Here is a 17,309-nt window from a genome sequence, read left to right as displayed (position 1 = left end):
TAACGAAGCGACGTGAATCGGTCAGCTTCGCTCCGGGTCCCGGTCGACGTTCGTGAACTCGAACCGCGCCCCGCCAGCGTCGCTCTCGGTCACCGCGCACTCCCACCCGTACACCTCGGCCAGTTCCCGGACGAACGCCAGCCCCAGTCCGGTCCCCCCGTACTTCGCGGCCGTCGTGTATCCGGCCTCGAACACGGCGTCTCGCTCCCCCGGCGGAATCCCGCTCCCGGTGTCCGCCACGTAGAACCCGGTCGGCATCTCGCCGACCGTGACCGTGACGTCCGGCCCACCGTGTTCGACCGCGTTCTCGAAGAGATTACTGAACAGGTGTCGGATGTACGTCTCGTCCGCCCGTATCACGTCGTCCACCGACACGTCTAGCGTCGCGTCGGTCGTGTCGACGTCGTCCCACGCGTCCCGTGCCATCTCCGCGAGTCGCACGCGGCTCTGGTCGTCCACCGCTTCGCGGCCCTGCGTCAACACGAGCATGACGTCGATCATGTTCTCGATGCGGTCGAACGCTTCCGCGATGTAGTCGACCGTCTCGGAATCCACCTCCGCCGGAAGCTCGTGGCAGTACATCTGGCCGATGGTGAGGGGGTTCCGGAGTTCGTGGGCGAGCATGCTCGCGAACCCGTCGAGGCGTTCGTTCTGCGATGCGAGTTCGTGCTCGCGTTCGACCGCGTCGAACGCTGCCTCGGCGTTCGCCGCCAGCAGGTCGACGAGCCGCTGTGTCCGTTCGTCGAACCCGCCGACCGCTCGTGAGCCGACGACGATGACGCCGTGGTCGCCCATCGAGGCGAAGACGCCGGCACGCATCTCCGTGGCGTTGGCCTGCAGGTACGACGAGTCGGTGACGTCGTCGAACCGTCGTGAGTCGCCCGTCGCGTAGACGTGACCGGTGATGCTCGAATCGTCTGGCGGAACCGCCGGGAGTTCCTCGCGCATGAACCCGGACTCGCTGGACTGCGCCGCCGGATACAGGCGACCTGCTTCCTCGTCGTACAGGTACGTGACGACGCCCGAGAGGTCGAGGATGTCGGTGACGGTCTCGACGGCGATCTCGGCGACCTCGTCTTTCGTCTTGGCACCGAGCAGCTCGCGCGCCGAGACGTAGAGCGCGGTGAGCGTCTCCTCGAGTTGCCTGCGCTCCGTGATGTCCCGGACGACGCCGGTCCGTGCGAACTCCTCGCTGCCGTACCGGTACGGGCCGAATCGGCTCTCGACCGGAATCGTTCCGCCGTCTTTGGACCGGAGGTCGACCTCCAGCGTGGCGCTTCCCAGTTCGTCGGTGACCGCATCGCTCATCGCGGCAGCCCGCTCGTTTATCTCGTCGGTGTGGACGAGCGAGGCGTGTCGGCCCAGCAGTTCCTCGCGCTCGTAGCCGGTCATGTCGAGGAACGCCTCGTTGACCATCACGAATCGCTCGTCGGAGTCGAGCGCGTACACGCCGTCTTCGACCGTCTCGACGATGGTCTCGTAGCGTTCGAGCTGTTGTTCGCGCTCGCGCCGCCGGATGGCCGTGTAGAGGATGTGGGCGGTGCGCTGGACGAACTGCACGTCGTGGTCGGTGTACGCCCATTCGTCCGTGTCGTGCGTACCGAGGATGCCCCACGGGTCGTCTGGCGTACCGATTATCGTACTGATACCGCCTTTCACGTCGTGGGAGGTGAGCAGCTCTGGGCCCGAAAAACGGTCCTCGGTTTCGAGGTCCTCGACCACCACCGGCCCCTCGGACACGAGAGTGTAGCCCGCCTGCGAGGCGCGGTCGTCGACGACCGTCGCCGACCCCACGATGTCGTCGCGCCACCCGACGCCGTTTCGAAGCAGGAGTTCGCCGTCCTCGGGGAACAGTTCCAGCACCTTGCAGTAGTCGTGGTCGAGCGTGTCGGCGACGAGTTCGACCGCCTCGTCGAACAGGTCGTCGAGCGACCGGTCTTCGAGCGCGTACCGGGAGAACTCGGAAAGCGCTCGCTGTTGCTCGACGCGGTTCTGAAGCTCCCGTTCGCGTTCCTTGCGTTCGGTGACGTCCCGGACCACGCCGACTCGCTCGTAGCCGTCGTCGGTCGAGCGAGGGACCCACGTCGCCTCCGCCGAGAAGGTGTCGCCGTCCCTGGTCTCGACGTCGACCTCGACGGTCGCCGAAGAGCGGTCTCCGGACCGTATCTCGGCCTCCCGTTTCTCGACCGTCTCCCACACGTCGTCGGTGATTTCCCCGGCCGGCGTGCCGAGGAGTTCCTCGCGGTCGTAGCCGGTCATCTCGGTCAGGGCGGTGTTGACCATCGAGAACTCCATGTCGTCGTTCAGGACGTAGATGCCGTCTTGGACCGTCTCGACGATGGTCTCGTAGCGTTCGAGTTGCCGTTCGCGGCGTTTCTGGTCGGAGATGTCCCGGTAGTAGAGGGAGATGCCGGTTTCGGAGGGCGACACCTGGTTCTCGAACCACGCGTCGAGCGGGTCGTAGTAGTCCTCGAAGGTGACCGGGTCCTGCGTCTCGAGAGCCTCGGTGAAGGCCGTCTCGGCGGTTTCGGTGATGGGGATGACCTCCCTGATGTCGCGGCCGAGCGCTTCCGACTTCGGGCAGTCCAGGAGCTCTTCCGCGCGGTCGTTCACGTAGGTGAACCGGAACTCGCTGTCGAGAGCGAAGAAGCCGTCGTCGATTCGCTCTAACACCTCCGCGAGTTCCGCCTCCAGTTCGTCGCGCTGGCGTTCGAGCTGGCGGGCCTGCGTCTTGAGGCTCGTGACGTCCTTGCCGGCTGCGATTATCCGGTCGACACCGCCGTCCTCGTCGAACATCGGCGTTACGTTGACCGAGAGCCAGCGGCGGTCCCCAGCGGACGTTTCGACCTGTACCTCTTCGTCGTACACTGGCTGGCCCGTCTCGGCGGTGCGGGCGAACGGACGCCGTTCGGGGGGAAGCAGGTCTCCATCGGCGTCGTAGACCGGACGGTCTATCGCGTTCGCGTACGTGTCCGTCTCCTCGTCGTAGGTGATATCGAGGAGCGTTTCCGCCCGTTCGTTCGCGTGGGTGATCGTTCCATCGGGGGTAAGGACGGCGATGCCGACGGGACTGGTGTCGAGAATCCGCTCGATGAGGTCGCGCTCGCGCCGAAGTTCCCGGTCGGACGAATCGGACTCGATCCACCACACGCGGCTTCGAGCCCCCACCTTCTTGCTTCGGACGTCGCCACGCTCGTCGAGTTCGTCGAGTTTGTTGTAGGCGGTCCGTCGGGTACACTCCAGTTCGTCCGCGATTTCGCTCGCCGTCCTGGGTTCGTTTGCGTCCCCCGCTCGTTCGAAGACTGCAAGCGTGTCAGCGAGCGTGACACGTTCCGAGTTCATTGATATTCGAAAATGTTTGGGGGGAAAATAACCTTTTCCTTCCAAGGAAATCCACTGCCCGGTCCCCGAAGCTCGCGCAGGTGAGGAAGCGTTCGCAATCGCCGCGGTCAGGCTCCGTGTTCGTCGCGACCGGCGCAACCCGTCTTCGCTTCGGGGCTCCGATACGGTCTACCTGCGGGGCCCTCCACCGGGAGCGACCGCTCGCGGGGTCACTCCTCGTCGACCGGACGAACCGTCTTCCCGGTCTCCTCGGGGACGACGCGCTGGCGCGCGCCGACCCACTCCCGGTCGAGTTCCCGGCCCTCGAACAGTCGGTCGAGGAACACCGCCAGCCCCGCGACCTCGGAGTGGGGCTGGTTCGTCACGCCGACGTTGTAGTCCGCGGCCTCGTACACGTCGAACGGGACCTTCTCCGCGCCGACCACCGCGAGCAGCGGTTCGTCCCCGTGGGCCGCCCGTATCTCGTCCTGGACGTCCTGGACGCGCTCGCCGTACATCGTCAGGTGGACGACCGTTCCGTCCCAGTCGCGAACGAGCGCCTTCTGGCTGCCCGAGAGTTCGACCGAGAAGGGACCGCCGAACCGCTCCGTGATGTCCTCGATGGTGTCCCGCGACTTCGCCGCGTTGTCCGGGAGGACGACGCGGTCGGCCCCGAGCGCCCGCGCCGTCAGTCCGACGTGGGTCGTCATCCGCTCGTCGCGTCCCGGGCGGTGGCCCAGTCGGACGACGGCGACCTCCGGTTCGTCTTGCATACGTCGAGGTGGGCGACGGGCGGGTTAGGGGGTTTCGAATCCTACTCGAAGGCCTCGGCCACGTTCATCTGCTCGGTCGCGCCGACGTGCTCGGAGAGGACGTAGGTCGCCCCGACCAGCAGGCCGACGCCGACGGTGAGGACCACGCCGACGGACACGCCCGTGTAGCCGCTGACGAGGAACGCCAGCGTCGCCACCCCCGCAGCCAGTACCGCGTAGGGAATCTGGGTGTTGACGTGGTCGACGTGGTCGCTCGCCGCGAACATGCTCGACAGCACCGTCGTGTCGCTGATGGGCGAGCAGTGGTCGCCGAACAGCGACCCCGTCAGGATGGCACCGATGGCCATCGCGAGCGGCGTTCCGATGGTGTGCGCGAGCGGGACCGCGACGGGGAACAGGATGCCCATCGTCCCCCAGGAGGTCCCGATGCAGAAGCTGATGACGGCCGCGCTGAGGAAGACGACGGCGGGCAGTAGCTCCGCGGTGATGATACCCTTCGAGACGCTGACGACGTACGGACCGACGCCGAGCGCCTCGCTGACGGAACCGATGCTCCAGGCCAGCGAGAGGATGGCGATGGGGAACATGACCATCTTGAACCCCTCGAAGATGGAGTCGCTCACGTCGTCGAGTTCGATGCGGGCGTGGGCGACGAGGATGGCGAGGATGGTCGCACAGCCGGCGAACGACGCCCAGAGGATGGCGTTCGCCGTGTTCGCGTTCTTCAGCGCGTCGGCGTAGGAGCCGAAGAGGGCGTCGATAGAGTCGAACATCCCTCCGGCACCGGCCAGCGCCTGGGTCGTCTTCGCGACGCCGCCGCCGGTGAACCAGAGGCCGAAGAGCGTGACCGCGACGAGCACCACGATGGGCGAGGCGAAGTACCACCAGCGCGGGTCGACGTGGTCCGGCGTCTCGATGTCGCCCGCCTGCGTCTCCATCAGGGGGTTGGCGTCGTCGCGCAGCAGCTTCCCCTCGTTCCGTGCGCGGCGCTCGGCCTTCTCCATGGGGCCGAAGTTCCAGTCGGAGAGCACGACGGTGAACACCAGCACGAGCGCGAACAGGCTGTAGAACCGGAACGGGATGGACTCGATGAACACGAGGAAGGCGTTCCGCTGGACGCCTAATGCGTTGAACTGCTGCTGGATGAGGCCGACCTCGAACCCGAGCCACGTCGACACCACGGCGATGCTCGCGGTCGGTGCGGTCGTCGAGTCGAGGATGTACGCCAGCTTCTCGCGGCTCACGTCGAAGCGGTCGGTGACCGGACGCATCACCGACCCGGATATCATCGTGCTGGCGTAGGAGTCGAAGAATATCAGCATGCCGAGGACGGAGGTCCCCAGCTGGGCCTGCCGGCTCGTCTTCACGCGTTTCACGATGGCGTCCGCCACCGACTTCATCCCGCCGGAGAGGAATATCATCCCCAGCATCGCGCCGATGAGGAACGTGAACAGCAACAGTTTCACGTTGAACGTTGCGGTGACGTTCGTTACGACGAACTCCAAGCTCCGGGCCGCGCCAGCGACCGGATTCCAGCCGACCAGTATCGTCGCGCCGATCCAGATACCGGCGAACAGCGACAGGAGCGCCTGCCGCGAAACGAGCGTCAGGATGATGGCTAACAGCGCCGGAAACAGACTGATTATTCCGTATGTTTCGCTCGCCATACTCTGACACCGGCAACGGTACGTCATAAACATTATTGGCCACTAAGATGGAATATAAGCACCATAATTTATAGCGATGCGAAATAATTTTCCACGACTGTACAGAGTCGTGAGGAGCGAACGAGGACCGGAACGCACATGCCGCCGCTGCTCGCAACTACGACGCATGGAGCTCTCCGAAAAGCGAGTGCTCGTAACCGGCGGTGCGGGCCTCGTCGGTTCCCACCTCGCGAAGCGACTCGCCGCGGACAACCACGTCGTCGTCGCCGACGACCTCTCGAAGGGCGACCGCGAGCGGGTGCCCGACGGCGTCGAGTTCGTGCAGGCCGACATGACCGACCCCGACGACGTCGCCGAGGTCGTCACCGAGGACCTCGACGCGGTCTTCCACTTCGCCGCCTACACCGACACGAACTACGAGAACCCCCGTCAGCTGTTCGAGGAGAACGGCGCGATGACGTACAACGTCGTCGAACGCATGGACGAGGTCGGCGTCACGAACCTCGGCTTCACCTCCTCCTCGACGGTGTACGGCGAGGCACCGCGCCCGACGCCGGAGGACTACGCGCCGCTCGAACCCATCAGCATCTACGGAGCCAGCAAGCTCGCCGACGAGGGCATCGTCTCGACGTACGCACACTCGCACGACTTCACGGTGTGGATGTACCGGTTCGCCAACATCGTGGGACCGCACCAGCGCGGCAACGTCGTCCCGGACTTCATCGAGAAGCTGCTCGCCGACCCCGAGTCGCTGACCATCCTCGGCGACGGCCGCCAGGAGAAGTCCTACATGCACGTCGAGGACTGCGTCGACGCGATGTGTCACGTCGTCGAACGCGCCGAGGACGACCTCAACACGTACAACCTCGGCACGCGCACGACCACGTCGGTCACCGCCATCGCCGACATCGTGAGCGAGGAGATGGGCGTCGACCCCGAGTACGAGTACACCGGCGGCGACCGCGGCTGGACGGGCGACGTGCCGAAGATGCGCCTCTCCATCGAGAAGCTCGCCGCGCTCGGCTGGGAGCCGCCGACGAGCAGCGACGAGGCCGTCCGGAAGGCGACACGGCAACTGTACAACGAACTGCGCTGAGACCGCTCACACCGAGAAGTCGGTTCTCGCCTCGCCCCGGTCGTCGACCGTGTTCAGCGTCGCGACCACGGTGTACTCGCCCGGCTCCGCCTCCGACCACCCGCCGCGATAGGTACGTTCCCCGCCCGCCTCGACGGTCTCGGACTGGAGCGCCTGCGTGAACATCCGGCCCTCGCTGGCCCGCCACCGCTCCTCGTCGTCGTCCAGCACCGCAAAGTCGGCCGTGAGACTGCTCCGGAACGTCAGCTCGACGGGGTCGTCGCCGGCGTTTCGGACTGTGAGTTCGAACGCGACCGCGTCGCCCGTCGGCGTCGCGGTGACGTCGGTTTCTAGCGTCATGGGGATAGCTTCGCCGCGCCGCGACGAAAAATTTGGGACCGGGCGACCCGCGACGCGGAACGGGCAACCCCGAGGTGGTCCGGCAGGTTGAAACCCGTCCGGTCCGAAACCCCGTCCATGAGCATCGACGCACAGGCGGAGGCTGGCGACGAATCGCAGTCGGTCGAGGAGATGGCGACCGAACTCGGCGAAGCCATCACCCGGACGCCCGAGTACCGGCGGTTCGAGGAGACCAAGGAGGCCGTCGAGGCCGACGAGGAGGCCCAGGAGCGCATCAAGGAGTTCGAACAGCTCCGCCAGGAGTTCATGCTCGCTCGCCAGACGGGCGAGGCGACCCAGGAGGACGTCCAGCGAGTCCAGGAGGCCCAGGAGCATCTCCACGCCCTGCCCGTCATGGAGGAGTACCTCGACGCCCAGGAGGAACTCGAGACGAGGCTGGAGCAGCTGAACGAGGCCATCTCGGCACCGCTGGCGGTCGACTTCGGTCAGCAGGCCGGCGGCTGTTGCGAAGACGAGTAACCGCCGACTCCTCTTCTCGGTCGAGCTTTCGCACTCAAGCCGAATCCTTACACGCGAGAGCACCCTTTACCTGTTGATGCTCCGAACACTACTCGGCGTGGCGAAAGCCGGCGCGAGGATGCTACTGTCGACCTCTCCGGTCCGAATAAAGTCGTTCGACCGGCTCAACGTCGTCTCGCTGGTCGTCCAGGCCGCCTACGCGCTCAAGAAGGGCAACACGACGCGCGCTCTGATACTGCTCGGTGCGGCGTCCGTCGCGCCCAGGCACAAGGGGCTGTCGTACGCCGTCCAGGGCGCGCTCACGCTCAACGACGTCCGGAAGAAGCTGCTCTGAACGAGGTCGGACTGACGACCGAGTCCGGAGGCGGAGCGACCGCGATGGGAAAAGTAAAGGATTGACTACCCGAAATTTCGTGCATGGATTTCAGCCTCTCCGCAGAGCAGAAGCAGATTCGGAACATGGTCGCGGAGTTCGCCGACGAGGAGATCAAACCCCGCGCCGCGGAGATCGACGAGAGCGACGAGTTCCCCGCGGACCTCGTCGACCAGATGGCGGACCTCGGACTGATGGGCATGCCGTTCCCCGAGGAGTACGGCGGTGCCGGACTGGACTACCACTCCTACGCTATCGGCCTCGAAGAGATTTCGCGTGGGAGCGGTGGCCTCGGCACCATCGTCGCCGCCCACACCAGCCTCGCGGGCAACATGCTGTACGCGTTCGGCGACGAGGACCAGAAACGGGAGTACCTCACGCCGCTGAACCGGGGCGAGGACGTGGGAGCGTTCGCGCTCTCGGAACCCGGTGCCGGTAGCGACGTGCCGGCGATGGAGACCACCGCGGAGAAAGAGGGCGACGAGTACGTCCTGAACGGTGGGAAGCTCTGGATCTCGAACGGGTCGGTCGCCGACACCGTCACCGTCTTCGCCAAGACCGACCCCGACGCGGGCAACCGCGGCATCTCCTCGTTCGTCGTTCGACCCGAGGAGGACGACGGCTTCCACGTCGAGGGGACCGAACACAAGCTCGGCGACAAGGGCTGTCCGACCGCGGAACTGCGCTTCTCGGACATGCGCATTCCGGAGGACCGTCTGCTCGGCGAGGAGGGTCGCGGGTTCGTCCACGCGCTGAAGACGCTCAACGGCGGACGCATCACCATCGCCGCCCGCTCCATCGGTCTCGCACGGGCGGCGCTCGAAGACTCCCTGACGTACGCCCAGGACCGCGAGCAGTTCGACCAGCCCATCAGCGAGTTCCAGACCATCCAGCACAAGCTGGCCGACATGGACACGAAGATACAGGCCGCGAAGATGCTGATGCACCGCGCCGCCGACCGGAAGATGCGCGGCGAGGACTACATCAAGCAGGCCGCCCAGGCGAAGCTGTTCGCGTCCGAGATCAGCCGCGAGGTCGCCAACGAGGGCATCCAGATACACGGCGGCTACGGGTACACGACGGACTTCGACGTGGAGCGGTACTACCGCGACGCGAAGCTCAACGAGATATACGAGGGCACGAGCGAGGTCCTCCGCAACACCATCGCCAACGAACTGCTGGACTGAGACGACGCCCCGACCCGTCCGGCGGCGTTCACTCCTCGATTCGTTCGCCGAGCCAGTCGTAGTGGTCCAGCAGCGCACGCTCGCCCGCGTCGGTCAGCGAGTACAGGTCCTTCAGTTCGGCCTCGCGCCGCTCGACGTGACCGCTCCGCTCTAGCTTCTCCAGCAGCGCGTAGAACCGCTCTGGGTCGAACCGGGCGTCGTAGTGGGACTCTATCTTCGTCTTCAGTTTCTGTCCGGGGAGTTCGCCGGCCTCGTACAGCAGGGCACAGGCGTCGCGGCGCGTGCCGCTCTGGTGGTACCGCGTCATGGGCGGGCGAAGGGACTCGTCCGCCACGTCAGTTCTGGTTTCGCCCGACGGAGCCGCGGATAGCCGTCCCGGAGTCCGTAGATTGAAACGGCTGGACTACGATTGGCCGGGTATGACCGACGATGACCTCGCTTCGAGCGTAGAGACGGTGCTGGACGTCGACGCGGACGGATTCCAGCGTCGAGTCGAGGAGGAGGCCGAGGTCATCAAGCGCGGACTCGCGGACGGCGTCTTCGACAACCCGCAGGCCATCGTCGGGTTCGAGTACGAGTTCTACGCGGTCGACGCGGAGACGCGAGCGCTCTCTCGGGTCCCCCGACGACTGCTCGAACTCATCGGGTTCGAGAAGGAACTCGGCCTGCACAACGCCGAGATGTCGACGAGCCCGCAGCCGCTGAACAGCTACGGGCTGGCCGCACAGGAGGCCGAGGTGAAAGCGCGCCTCGCCGCGGCGGAGAACCGGACCAACGCCGAGGGGATGGTGCTGGTCAGCGACGGCATGTGGACCATCCCGCCGGAGGGCGAGACCGCCCGCAGCTACCTCACCGACAGCGTCGACGACGACGGCGTTCGCATCGCCTCGAACATGAGCGACTCGGTGCGCTACCACGCGATGGCCAACACCGCGGGCGAGGACAGCACCGCTCCGGCGGGGATGCAACTCGACGCGCCGCACGTCTCGCTGTCGGCGGACACCGTCATGCCGGAGAGCCTCATCACCTCCATCCAGCCCCACTACCAGGTTCCCCACGCCCACGACCTGCCGACGTACTTCCGGTACGCCATCCGCATCGCGGCCCCGCTGCTGGCGCTCGGCGTGAACTCGCCGTTCTTCCCGCCGGACCTCTACGACGACGCGCCTCCCGAGGAGATTCTCGCCGACGCGTGGATGTCGAACCGCATCTCCGTCTTCGAGTCGGTGCTGAACGCGCCCGGCGACACGCCCGCGAAGGTCCGGTTCCCCGACGAGTTCGACACCGTCGAAGACGCCGTCGACGGCATCGCCGCCGACGAGACCATCGTGCCGATGCCGGTGTCGCCCGCCGACCGCTTCGACGACGAGTTCGCCCACTTCCGGCTGAAACACGGCACGTACTGGCGCTGGGTGCGACCGGTGTTCGGCGGGGCGACGCGCTCGTCCGCCAACGCCCGCATCGAGTTCCGGCCCATCGCCGCCCAGCCGACGGTCCGGGACGCCATCGCGTTCCAGGCGGCGTTCGCCGGTCTGCTGGAGAGTACGTTCCGACGCGAACACCCCGTTCGCCACCTCGACTGGGTCATCGCCCGGGACAACTTCTACGAGGCGATGCGGGAGGGACTGGACGCCGACCTCTACTGGATCGCCAACAACGGCGCGGAGACGACGGACTCCGAAGAGATATTCACCGACCTCTTCGCCCACGCGAAAGACGGACTCACGTCGCGGGGGCTCTCCGAAGAGGAGGCGGCGAAGTACCTCTGGCCGCTCCGCCAGCGCGCCCGCCACGCCGTCACGCCCGCAGGCTGGAAGCACCGCGAGGTGAAACGACGCGTCGAGGACGGCGAGAGCTTCGCGGACGCCATCTCCGACGTGCAGCGCAGCTACATCGACCACCAGTCGGAGACGCTGCTGGAGGGGAGCTTCGCAGACTGGGTCGGTCGCGGGACGACCGAGGTGTGAGCGCGTCGCCTCGCGACTCCCCCGTTTCGAGAGACATATACGCCCGGCACACCGAGACTCGGGTATGAACCGCCGAGCGTTCCTGGCCGGGGCGGCGGCCGCGGGAGCCGCGAGTCTGTCGGGCTGTGCCGGAATACTGAGCGCGGGGTCGCCGAGTTCCGAGGACGGTAACTTCGACGTCGGCATGGGGTCGAGCTTCTTCAAGCCCCGCGAGCTGACGATACGGGTCGGCGAGACGGTGGTCTGGAAGAACACCGGCATGCGCCGCCACACCGTCACCGCCTACGAGAACGCGATTCCGGAGTCGGCCGACTACTTCGCCTCCGGCGGGTTCGACTCCGAGCAGGCCGCCCGGGACGCGTGGGTGGACGGCTACGGCGGCACCGTCCAGCAGAACAACACCTACGGGTACACCTTCGACGTGCCCGGCACCTACGCCTACTTCTGCGTCCCACACGAGCCCAGCGGGATGTCCGGCAAGATAATCGTCGAAGAGTAACGCCGTCGCTCGTCGGCACCGGTCCGCGAAAAAACGACGTCCGCCGCAGTTCAGACTTCGACTTCTTCTTCGTCCACGTCGACGGCCGTCTCCTCTTCGGCGGCGACCTCCTCGGGACGCGCTTCGAGCGTCGTCTTCTGTATCTCGACGCGGCGCAGCGGGTAGATGGTCTTGGCCTCGCCGTAGATGGCGCTGGAGAGGCGGCCCTCGACGATGCTGTCGATGAGGTCGTCGAAGGTGCGCTCCTCGCCGGCCTCTCGGACCATGTCGATCATCTGTCGCCGGATGGCCTTCTCCTGGCTGTGGTCGGCCTTCTTCGTCGTGAACGCCACGGGCTGAATCTGGACGCGGTAGTCGTCCGTTGTCAGCACCGTGACGTACGCCTCGACCTTCGACGCGCCGCGGCGGACGAGACTGCGCAGGTAGTCGCGGGTGAGTTCGTGCTTGACGAACTCCGTGTACGCCGCGTCGCTGCCGACGTCTTCGATCTTGAAGGTCAGCTTGGTGTTGTTCTCGCTGGCGTCGTTGGTGAGATCGCCGAGCGTCGTTTCGATGGTGCGTCCGAGCACCTTGTTCGGTTCGTCAGCGGGGGTGTCACCGAGCTCCTCCCGGTCGAACTGTTCGGGAGCGTGCACGGTGTACCACCGCTTCTCCGTCGCTTGCTTGGAGACTGATCGTTCACTCATGGTTGGTATCGTGGAATCGTTCGGCTGTCTGTACGACCTGGGTCGCCACCGAGAGGTTCACGACGTAGTCGTCGACGGTCGACTGGAGGCCGCCGGTCGTCTCGCGTTCGATCGTCGTGACGACCGTCCCGTCCTCCACACGGGTCGACATCTCCGGCGTGTTGTCCGGCGCGAGCGCCGCCGCGACGGCGTCGGCGTCCGCCAACTCCGTCCGGAGCGTCGCGCGTCGTTTCCCGCTCATAGTGCCTCCCGGAACGCCGTCAGGAACTCCTTCGCCGCCGCGTCGAACCGTGCGTACCCCCGCCGTGCGGTGCCGGTGCCGTCGCCGCCGACCGCGCTCGCGGCCTCGCGCATCGTCGCGCCGAGGTCGCGTTCGTCGTCGGTCGGCGCGGCCGCCGCTGCCGCTTCCCCGGACGTGACGACGAGCGCCGTCGGCTCCGGCGACCGGAAGTCCCGGAGCAGTCTGGCCGCGGTCTCGACGGGCGCGTCGTCGGTGCGGGCGACGAACAGGCCGTCGTACCGACCCGTCGTCGCTTCGCGCAGGCTCGCGTGCGCCGCGGACGCGTGGTCGCGCCACGCGTCGAGCGCCGACGTGCGAGCGTCGTGACCGAGCGCCAGCGCGACGGCCGTTCCCGGCCGCTCGCGTGCGACCGCGTCGAGCACGTCCGCGTACCCGCCGAGCGTCGCGAACGGCGCGTCCGCGAGTTCGTACGGGCGGAGCGCGCGCTCGACCGCCTCGGCCGCTCGGGGGGTCGCCGACTCGGAGCCGGCGACCGCGAGCGCGACCAGCGAGGCCACCCGGCGGTGGGCCTCCCCGTCGAGTTCGGCGGGGAGACCGAGTTCCGCGAGGTCGGCCTGCACCGCGCCGCTGTCGCCGGAGAAGCCGGCGTGCAGGAGCGTCGAGTGCGCCAGGCCGTCCGCGAGGTCGTTCGTCGGGACGGCGACGCCCGGTCGCCGCGCGAGGCGAGCCTCGGCGGCGTCGAGCAGGTGCGCGTCGTCGCCGGCGCCGGGGGTTCGCCCGGCCGCGACGACGCCCGCCAGCGCGAGCACCGGGTCCGGCGACGCGCCGAGTTCCGCCGCCGCGTCGTGGGCGGTGACGGTCGGCGCGTCCGCGAGCACCACGTCGCCGCCCGCCGCGCCGACGGTCACGACGAGTTCGTCCGTCGAACCGTCCGAGTCGTCGCTCGGCCCGGACCGCGCCTCGGGGAACCGCGACGCGCTCGCCTGGAACGGGATGCCGGCGTCGGAGCACGCGCGGGCGAGGAGACCGGTCGCCGCCAGCGCCTCGCCGTCGGCGCGCGCGAGCAGTCGCACGAAGGCGGTCTCGCGCAGCGCCGCAGCTACCTCGCTCGCGGCGGGGTCGTCCTCTGGGGTGGTTCGACCGGCGGTGGACATCTATTCGAGCAGTTCCTTGGCCTTCTCGTAGGAGTACGTGAAGTCCTCGTCGATCTCGTCGCCCTGGTAGTAGCTAATCAGGCGACGGACCTTCGACTGGGTGTTCTGGAGCGCGCGCTTGTTCTGGGCGTCGAGCGGGTGCTCGTCCATGTGCTCGCGCAGGCGGACGGCCCGCTTCAGCAGGTTCCGGAGGTCTTCGGGCAGGTCGGGTTCCGCCTCGTTCTCCTCCAGAATCTCGGTCACTTTCTTGCCGGTGACCGCTTTCACGTCCGGCACGGGGGTGCCGGTCACGCCTTCGTCGCGGAGCTTCAGCCCGATCTGGCTGGGGCTGTGGCCCTGCTCCGCGAGTTCGACGACGCGCTCTTCTACGTCGTCCGCGTCGACGTCGCTCCACTCCGGTGGTTCGTCGTCCGTAGGTCGGTCCGAACCGGACGACCCACGGCGTCTCGTGTGCATTCGTGCCATCGTTCGAGGATAGGAACTGCACTAGCCGCTGCGTGAAGTCGGCGCGGGGTGCGCCGAACGCGAGACGGTGGTCTCGCTTGCACGTCCGCAATCCCAAGCCGCGCAATGAGAGTCGCGCGACGAGTCAGATTTGCGGCTGTGCCGTTCCCGTGTCCGGTAGGAATCGGTCGAGGTAGTTAAATGGTTGCTATTCCGTTCGAGGCCGGTGGGCTTCGTCGTCGACGCCCGGTTCGTGAAACCGGACCGGGGCGGCCGAATTTCGAGAGGTTTATCAGTACCGCCCCGGAAAGAAGGAGTGCGGACGAGGGCTCGTAGATCAGTGGTAGATCACTCCCTTGGCATGGGAGAGGCCCCGGGTTCAAATCCCGGCGAGTCCACTCACTTCCTGCCGGTCGCTTCGCTCCCGGCAGTCGTTCGTTTCCTCGCCGACGTCACGCTCGCGATGCTCGCGTGACTCCCGGCGAGTCCATTACTGACCGCTCTCTAAACGATTGACGTACTATGCGATTTCTTCATAAAATAGAGTTGGCTGATAATATTCGTTACTACGATATCACTCTACAATACGGGGTGCCAACCCATAAGCGATTTCACCATCGTCATCAGCGAAGTTGAATTCAATCTTTGCTGGATATTCCTCACCGAGTTTTAGTGATATTTCTTCGTTTCCTGGAATCATCTTAGTCATCTCATATAGGTACGAATGCGAAAAAACACCATGTGCTCTCTCGTTTTCTATAAACGTGATTTCATCATCTCCACTGTTATATGAGACTGCCATATTACCTGAATCTCCTTTAGAGTTAATGTAAAATACTTCACGACTATCATCGATACCCATTATAATCTCCTCAGAAAACATATCTCCTAATCTCATAGCTTTCTGTATCTCCTGGGCTTCAATAGTAACTTCAGCTGGTGGATCTACCTTCCCGGCTTTTCTCCCACCGCGTACACTGTCAGGGTGAATAGTAGCGAGTTCAAATTCATAACCACTTACTAATAGGCTGACAAGTGATTTGTCCACATCGCATTTTATCGTAGCTTGGCTCCCTCTATCGAATTTTGATAGCAATTGGCAAATCTGTTCGATGTCAAGGTGTACTTCTGTTCCATTACCATCATATGAATGAAATGCTCCCTCGTTAAGCGAGAGACTTACGGCCCCTATATTTAATTCGTCAACTGAATCAATTTCAAGGCTCTCATTTCCAAATACTACTGGAACGGTGTCAACAAGAGCATTGACCGATTTGAATGCTCGTGAGATTTTACCAACGTTTGCACTAAATCCCACCATTAGAAGAACACCCCCGTAATAGCCATTCGATCTCCCCTATTATCAAGCGGAACCGGCTGCATCATGAACTCTTTATGACCAAGTCCCTCATCGGACAACCTACTCAAGACCGCTTTTTCAATTCCAGATATTCTATCGTCATTCCATGATTGCGATGAGAAACCATCGACTTCTCGGTTCTGTTCAGTAAAACCCCACATAAATACCTTCGTATGAATTCCTTTCCTTTGCTCTGTCTTGATTTCTTCAAAGATGTCCTCAGCAGGATCTTCCCCTTCCAGATGAATCTTATTTTTATATTCGACAAGATTGCCGGCTTCATTCTCTTTGGTACTTACAGTTGCGCCATTGGCAGGATTTCCTGTATAAATATTTATAATCTGTCCAAACGCATTCCCAATAGATGGTTTGACTTGCTCTCGAAGAACGTGGAACATTGAATTAAGTAGGCACTTTCTAACCGTTTCTCCTGCTCGGTTCACCGCATGACTATACGTCTCTTCAAGAAATTTACTCATCTCAGGAGATATCTTTTCGTCCTCAATGTTGAGGAAAGTTATACTCCCGAGGCTCAGTGCTCGGGCGGCAGGATGCTCGGAGGCATGGTAAATTTTCACATCGTTCTTATTGATAATATCGGCGAAAATATCGTCAGCAAATCCGGAGTCCAGAAGGATATTACTACTTGCGTAGAGAACATGCAAGTTATCAGGAGTATTATTCTTATTTAATGCTTCCGTAGATCCATCCTCCTTGTGAATAATTATTTGTCTACGGCGGTCTACTACCTTGGCTGCATCAAATACAGATAGCTTTTCAGCGCCTCCATCTGGGAAGCTATGCAAGGTTTCGTATTTATCCTTATCAACATTCAGTCCAAGAGTTTCCTCTTTGAATTCGCTTTTAAACCTTTCAACTGAATCATAGGTAGTATTCCCCCATCGTATTTCTTTAATCTCATGTGATCTATCTCCTCCATCTGATTGGAAGCGTAATTTATCACCGCTAAATTCTATTTCATTGTCACGGAGCCATTTGTCACTAAATTCATCAGTAGTGAATTCAAATTTACAGCTATATTCACGGCGACTCCGGTAATAACATACAATCTGTATTGTTTTTCTACGGTAGTTCAGACGGTGCTCATTGACACCAAGGAATTCCCGAAACGAATCCGAACCCGAGTCTGTGAAATGCGAGAAAACAATCTCATCGACATTCTTTTCAAAAAGAGCAGCACTCAAAATATTGTCTACGTCAAGGAATCGCTTAATCAATTCAATCTGCCTAACATCATCTTCACCCACAGATTCCCTTAGTGACATCCCACGCTCGGCTTTAGCGTGAGCCAGAAGATATCGATCATTCAGGTAGATGAGCATCGCGAATTTGTCTTGTGATTTCTGACGGCCTTCAAGATTTGAACAAAATAGGCCCAAAATATCAGTGACAAAGTGGTTTTCTGCCTGACTCTCAAATATTTTTCTAACTCTATCACCAGTTATCTCAGACATTTTTGAATCTGAAACCGGCATTGGGTAGTTGAGCTTCTTATCCTGTATATATCTTAGAAGCTCCTGTACATCACGCAATTCGGAAGGTGAGTTTATAACCTGTTCATCAGGTTCTCGGAGTCTTTCCTTGGATTGTACAGGGCGGTAGAAAATAGAAGCAGAGTCCAAATCGGATGGATCACTATTGAGGGGTTCGTTTTCTGCCATG

General features: G+C 63.1%; 17 protein-coding genes and 1 tRNA gene. 7 read left to right on the top strand and 11 right to left on the bottom strand.

Features of this window, described 5'->3' with window-relative positions:
- Positions 1 to 21 precede the first annotated feature (21 nt).
- The 3 genes from ACTF4R_RS03305 to ACTF4R_RS03295 form a co-directional block, all read right to left on the bottom strand.
- Positions 22 to 3,342, bottom strand: a complete 3,321-nt coding sequence (locus ACTF4R_RS03305; protein WP_440006214.1) for a PAS domain S-box protein — start codon at positions 3,340 to 3,342, stop codon at positions 22 to 24.
- 209 nt (positions 3,343 to 3,551) lie between these two features.
- A complete protein-coding gene (locus ACTF4R_RS03300) occupies positions 3,552 to 4,094 on the bottom strand; it encodes a tRNA (cytidine(56)-2'-O)-methyltransferase (protein ID WP_113275771.1) in 543 nt (180 codons plus the stop codon).
- 41 nt (positions 4,095 to 4,135) lie between these two features.
- Entirely contained in the window at positions 4,136 to 5,761 is a 1,626-nt protein-coding gene (locus ACTF4R_RS03295) for a Na+/H+ antiporter NhaC family protein (RefSeq protein WP_440006211.1), read from the bottom strand.
- Positions 5,762 to 5,927: 166 nt separating this feature from the next.
- Between ACTF4R_RS03295 and ACTF4R_RS03290 the strand changes: the two genes are divergently transcribed.
- A complete protein-coding gene (locus ACTF4R_RS03290; RefSeq protein WP_440006210.1) occupies positions 5,928 to 6,857 on the top strand; it encodes an NAD-dependent epimerase/dehydratase family protein in 930 nt (309 codons plus the stop codon).
- Between the two features lie 6 nt (positions 6,858 to 6,863).
- On the opposite strand, the gene ACTF4R_RS03285 is transcribed toward ACTF4R_RS03290, so the two are convergent.
- Positions 6,864 to 7,196, bottom strand: a complete 333-nt coding sequence (locus ACTF4R_RS03285) for a BsuPI-related putative proteinase inhibitor (RefSeq protein ID WP_440006208.1) — start codon at positions 7,194 to 7,196, stop codon at positions 6,864 to 6,866.
- A gap of 117 nt (positions 7,197 to 7,313) precedes the next feature.
- On the opposite strand from ACTF4R_RS03285, the gene ACTF4R_RS03280 reads away from it, so the two are divergent.
- From ACTF4R_RS03280 to ACTF4R_RS03270, 3 genes are all read left to right on the top strand, one after another.
- On the top strand, positions 7,314 to 7,715 hold the full coding sequence (locus ACTF4R_RS03280) for a YlbF/YmcA family competence regulator (RefSeq protein WP_113275767.1): 402 nt from the start codon (positions 7,314 to 7,316) through the stop codon (positions 7,713 to 7,715).
- Between the two features lie 76 nt (positions 7,716 to 7,791).
- Complete coding sequence (locus ACTF4R_RS03275; protein WP_440006207.1) at positions 7,792 to 8,049, top strand: hypothetical protein; 258 nt, start codon at positions 7,792 to 7,794, stop codon at positions 8,047 to 8,049.
- A gap of 83 nt (positions 8,050 to 8,132) precedes the next feature.
- Positions 8,133 to 9,275, top strand: a complete 1,143-nt coding sequence (locus ACTF4R_RS03270) for an acyl-CoA dehydrogenase (protein ID WP_440006205.1) — start codon at positions 8,133 to 8,135, stop codon at positions 9,273 to 9,275.
- Positions 9,276 to 9,303: 28 nt separating this feature from the next.
- Here ACTF4R_RS03270 and ACTF4R_RS03265 read toward each other — a convergent pair whose 3' ends face one another.
- Entirely contained in the window at positions 9,304 to 9,582 is a 279-nt protein-coding gene (locus ACTF4R_RS03265) for a helix-turn-helix transcriptional regulator (RefSeq protein ID WP_440006203.1), read from the bottom strand.
- 112 nt (positions 9,583 to 9,694) lie between these two features.
- Between ACTF4R_RS03265 and ACTF4R_RS03260 the strand changes: the two genes are divergently transcribed.
- Together ACTF4R_RS03260 and ACTF4R_RS03255 are read left to right on the top strand one after the other, a co-directional pair.
- On the top strand, positions 9,695 to 11,242 hold the full coding sequence (locus ACTF4R_RS03260) for a glutamate-cysteine ligase family protein (protein WP_440006201.1): 1,548 nt from the start codon (positions 9,695 to 9,697) through the stop codon (positions 11,240 to 11,242).
- A gap of 64 nt (positions 11,243 to 11,306) precedes the next feature.
- Entirely contained in the window at positions 11,307 to 11,741 is a 435-nt protein-coding gene (locus ACTF4R_RS03255) for a plastocyanin/azurin family copper-binding protein (protein WP_440006199.1), read from the top strand.
- 50 nt (positions 11,742 to 11,791) lie between these two features.
- On the opposite strand, the gene ACTF4R_RS03250 is transcribed toward ACTF4R_RS03255, so the two are convergent.
- Genes ACTF4R_RS03250 through ACTF4R_RS03235 form a run of 4 tightly spaced genes read right to left on the bottom strand, consistent with a single transcriptional unit; the run spans position 11,792 to position 14,287 of the window.
- Entirely contained in the window at positions 11,792 to 12,427 is a 636-nt protein-coding gene (locus ACTF4R_RS03250) for a 30S ribosomal protein S3ae (RefSeq protein ID WP_113275761.1), read from the bottom strand.
- Positions 12,420 to 12,668, bottom strand: coding sequence for a KEOPS complex subunit Pcc1 (locus ACTF4R_RS03245; RefSeq protein ID WP_440006197.1), 249 nt, complete (start codon positions 12,666 to 12,668; stop codon positions 12,420 to 12,422). Before ACTF4R_RS03245 ends, ACTF4R_RS03250 begins: the two co-directional genes overlap by 8 nt.
- The gene (locus ACTF4R_RS03240; protein ID WP_440006195.1) at positions 12,665 to 13,822 is read right to left on the bottom strand and encodes an exonuclease RecJ; all 1,158 of its coding nucleotides are present in this window, start codon (positions 13,820 to 13,822) and stop codon (positions 12,665 to 12,667) included. The genes ACTF4R_RS03245 and ACTF4R_RS03240 overlap by 4 nt, the downstream gene beginning before the upstream one ends.
- Complete coding sequence (locus ACTF4R_RS03235) at positions 13,823 to 14,287, bottom strand: 30S ribosomal protein S15 (RefSeq protein WP_113275758.1); 465 nt, start codon at positions 14,285 to 14,287, stop codon at positions 13,823 to 13,825.
- A gap of 305 nt (positions 14,288 to 14,592) precedes the next feature.
- Between ACTF4R_RS03235 and ACTF4R_RS03230 the strand changes: the two genes are divergently transcribed.
- A tRNA-Ala gene (locus ACTF4R_RS03230) sits at positions 14,593 to 14,664 on the top strand.
- Between the two features lie 176 nt (positions 14,665 to 14,840).
- Here the strand turns inward: ACTF4R_RS03230 and ACTF4R_RS03225 are convergent.
- A complete protein-coding gene (locus ACTF4R_RS03225) occupies positions 14,841 to 15,587 on the bottom strand; it encodes a hypothetical protein (RefSeq protein ID WP_440006193.1) in 747 nt (248 codons plus the stop codon).
- Complete coding sequence (locus ACTF4R_RS03220; RefSeq protein ID WP_440006191.1) at positions 15,587 to 17,308, bottom strand: hypothetical protein; 1,722 nt, start codon at positions 17,306 to 17,308, stop codon at positions 15,587 to 15,589. Before ACTF4R_RS03220 ends, ACTF4R_RS03225 begins: the two co-directional genes overlap by 1 nt.
- Between the last annotated feature and the right edge of the window lies 1 nt (position 17,309).

The organism is Halomicrococcus pelagicus (assembly GCF_051917725.1).
Lineage (GTDB): Archaea > Halobacteriota > Halobacteria > Halobacteriales > Haladaptataceae > Halomicrococcus.
Note: the sequence above shows the minus strand (reverse complement) of the source record. Positions and strands in the feature narration are given on the sequence as shown.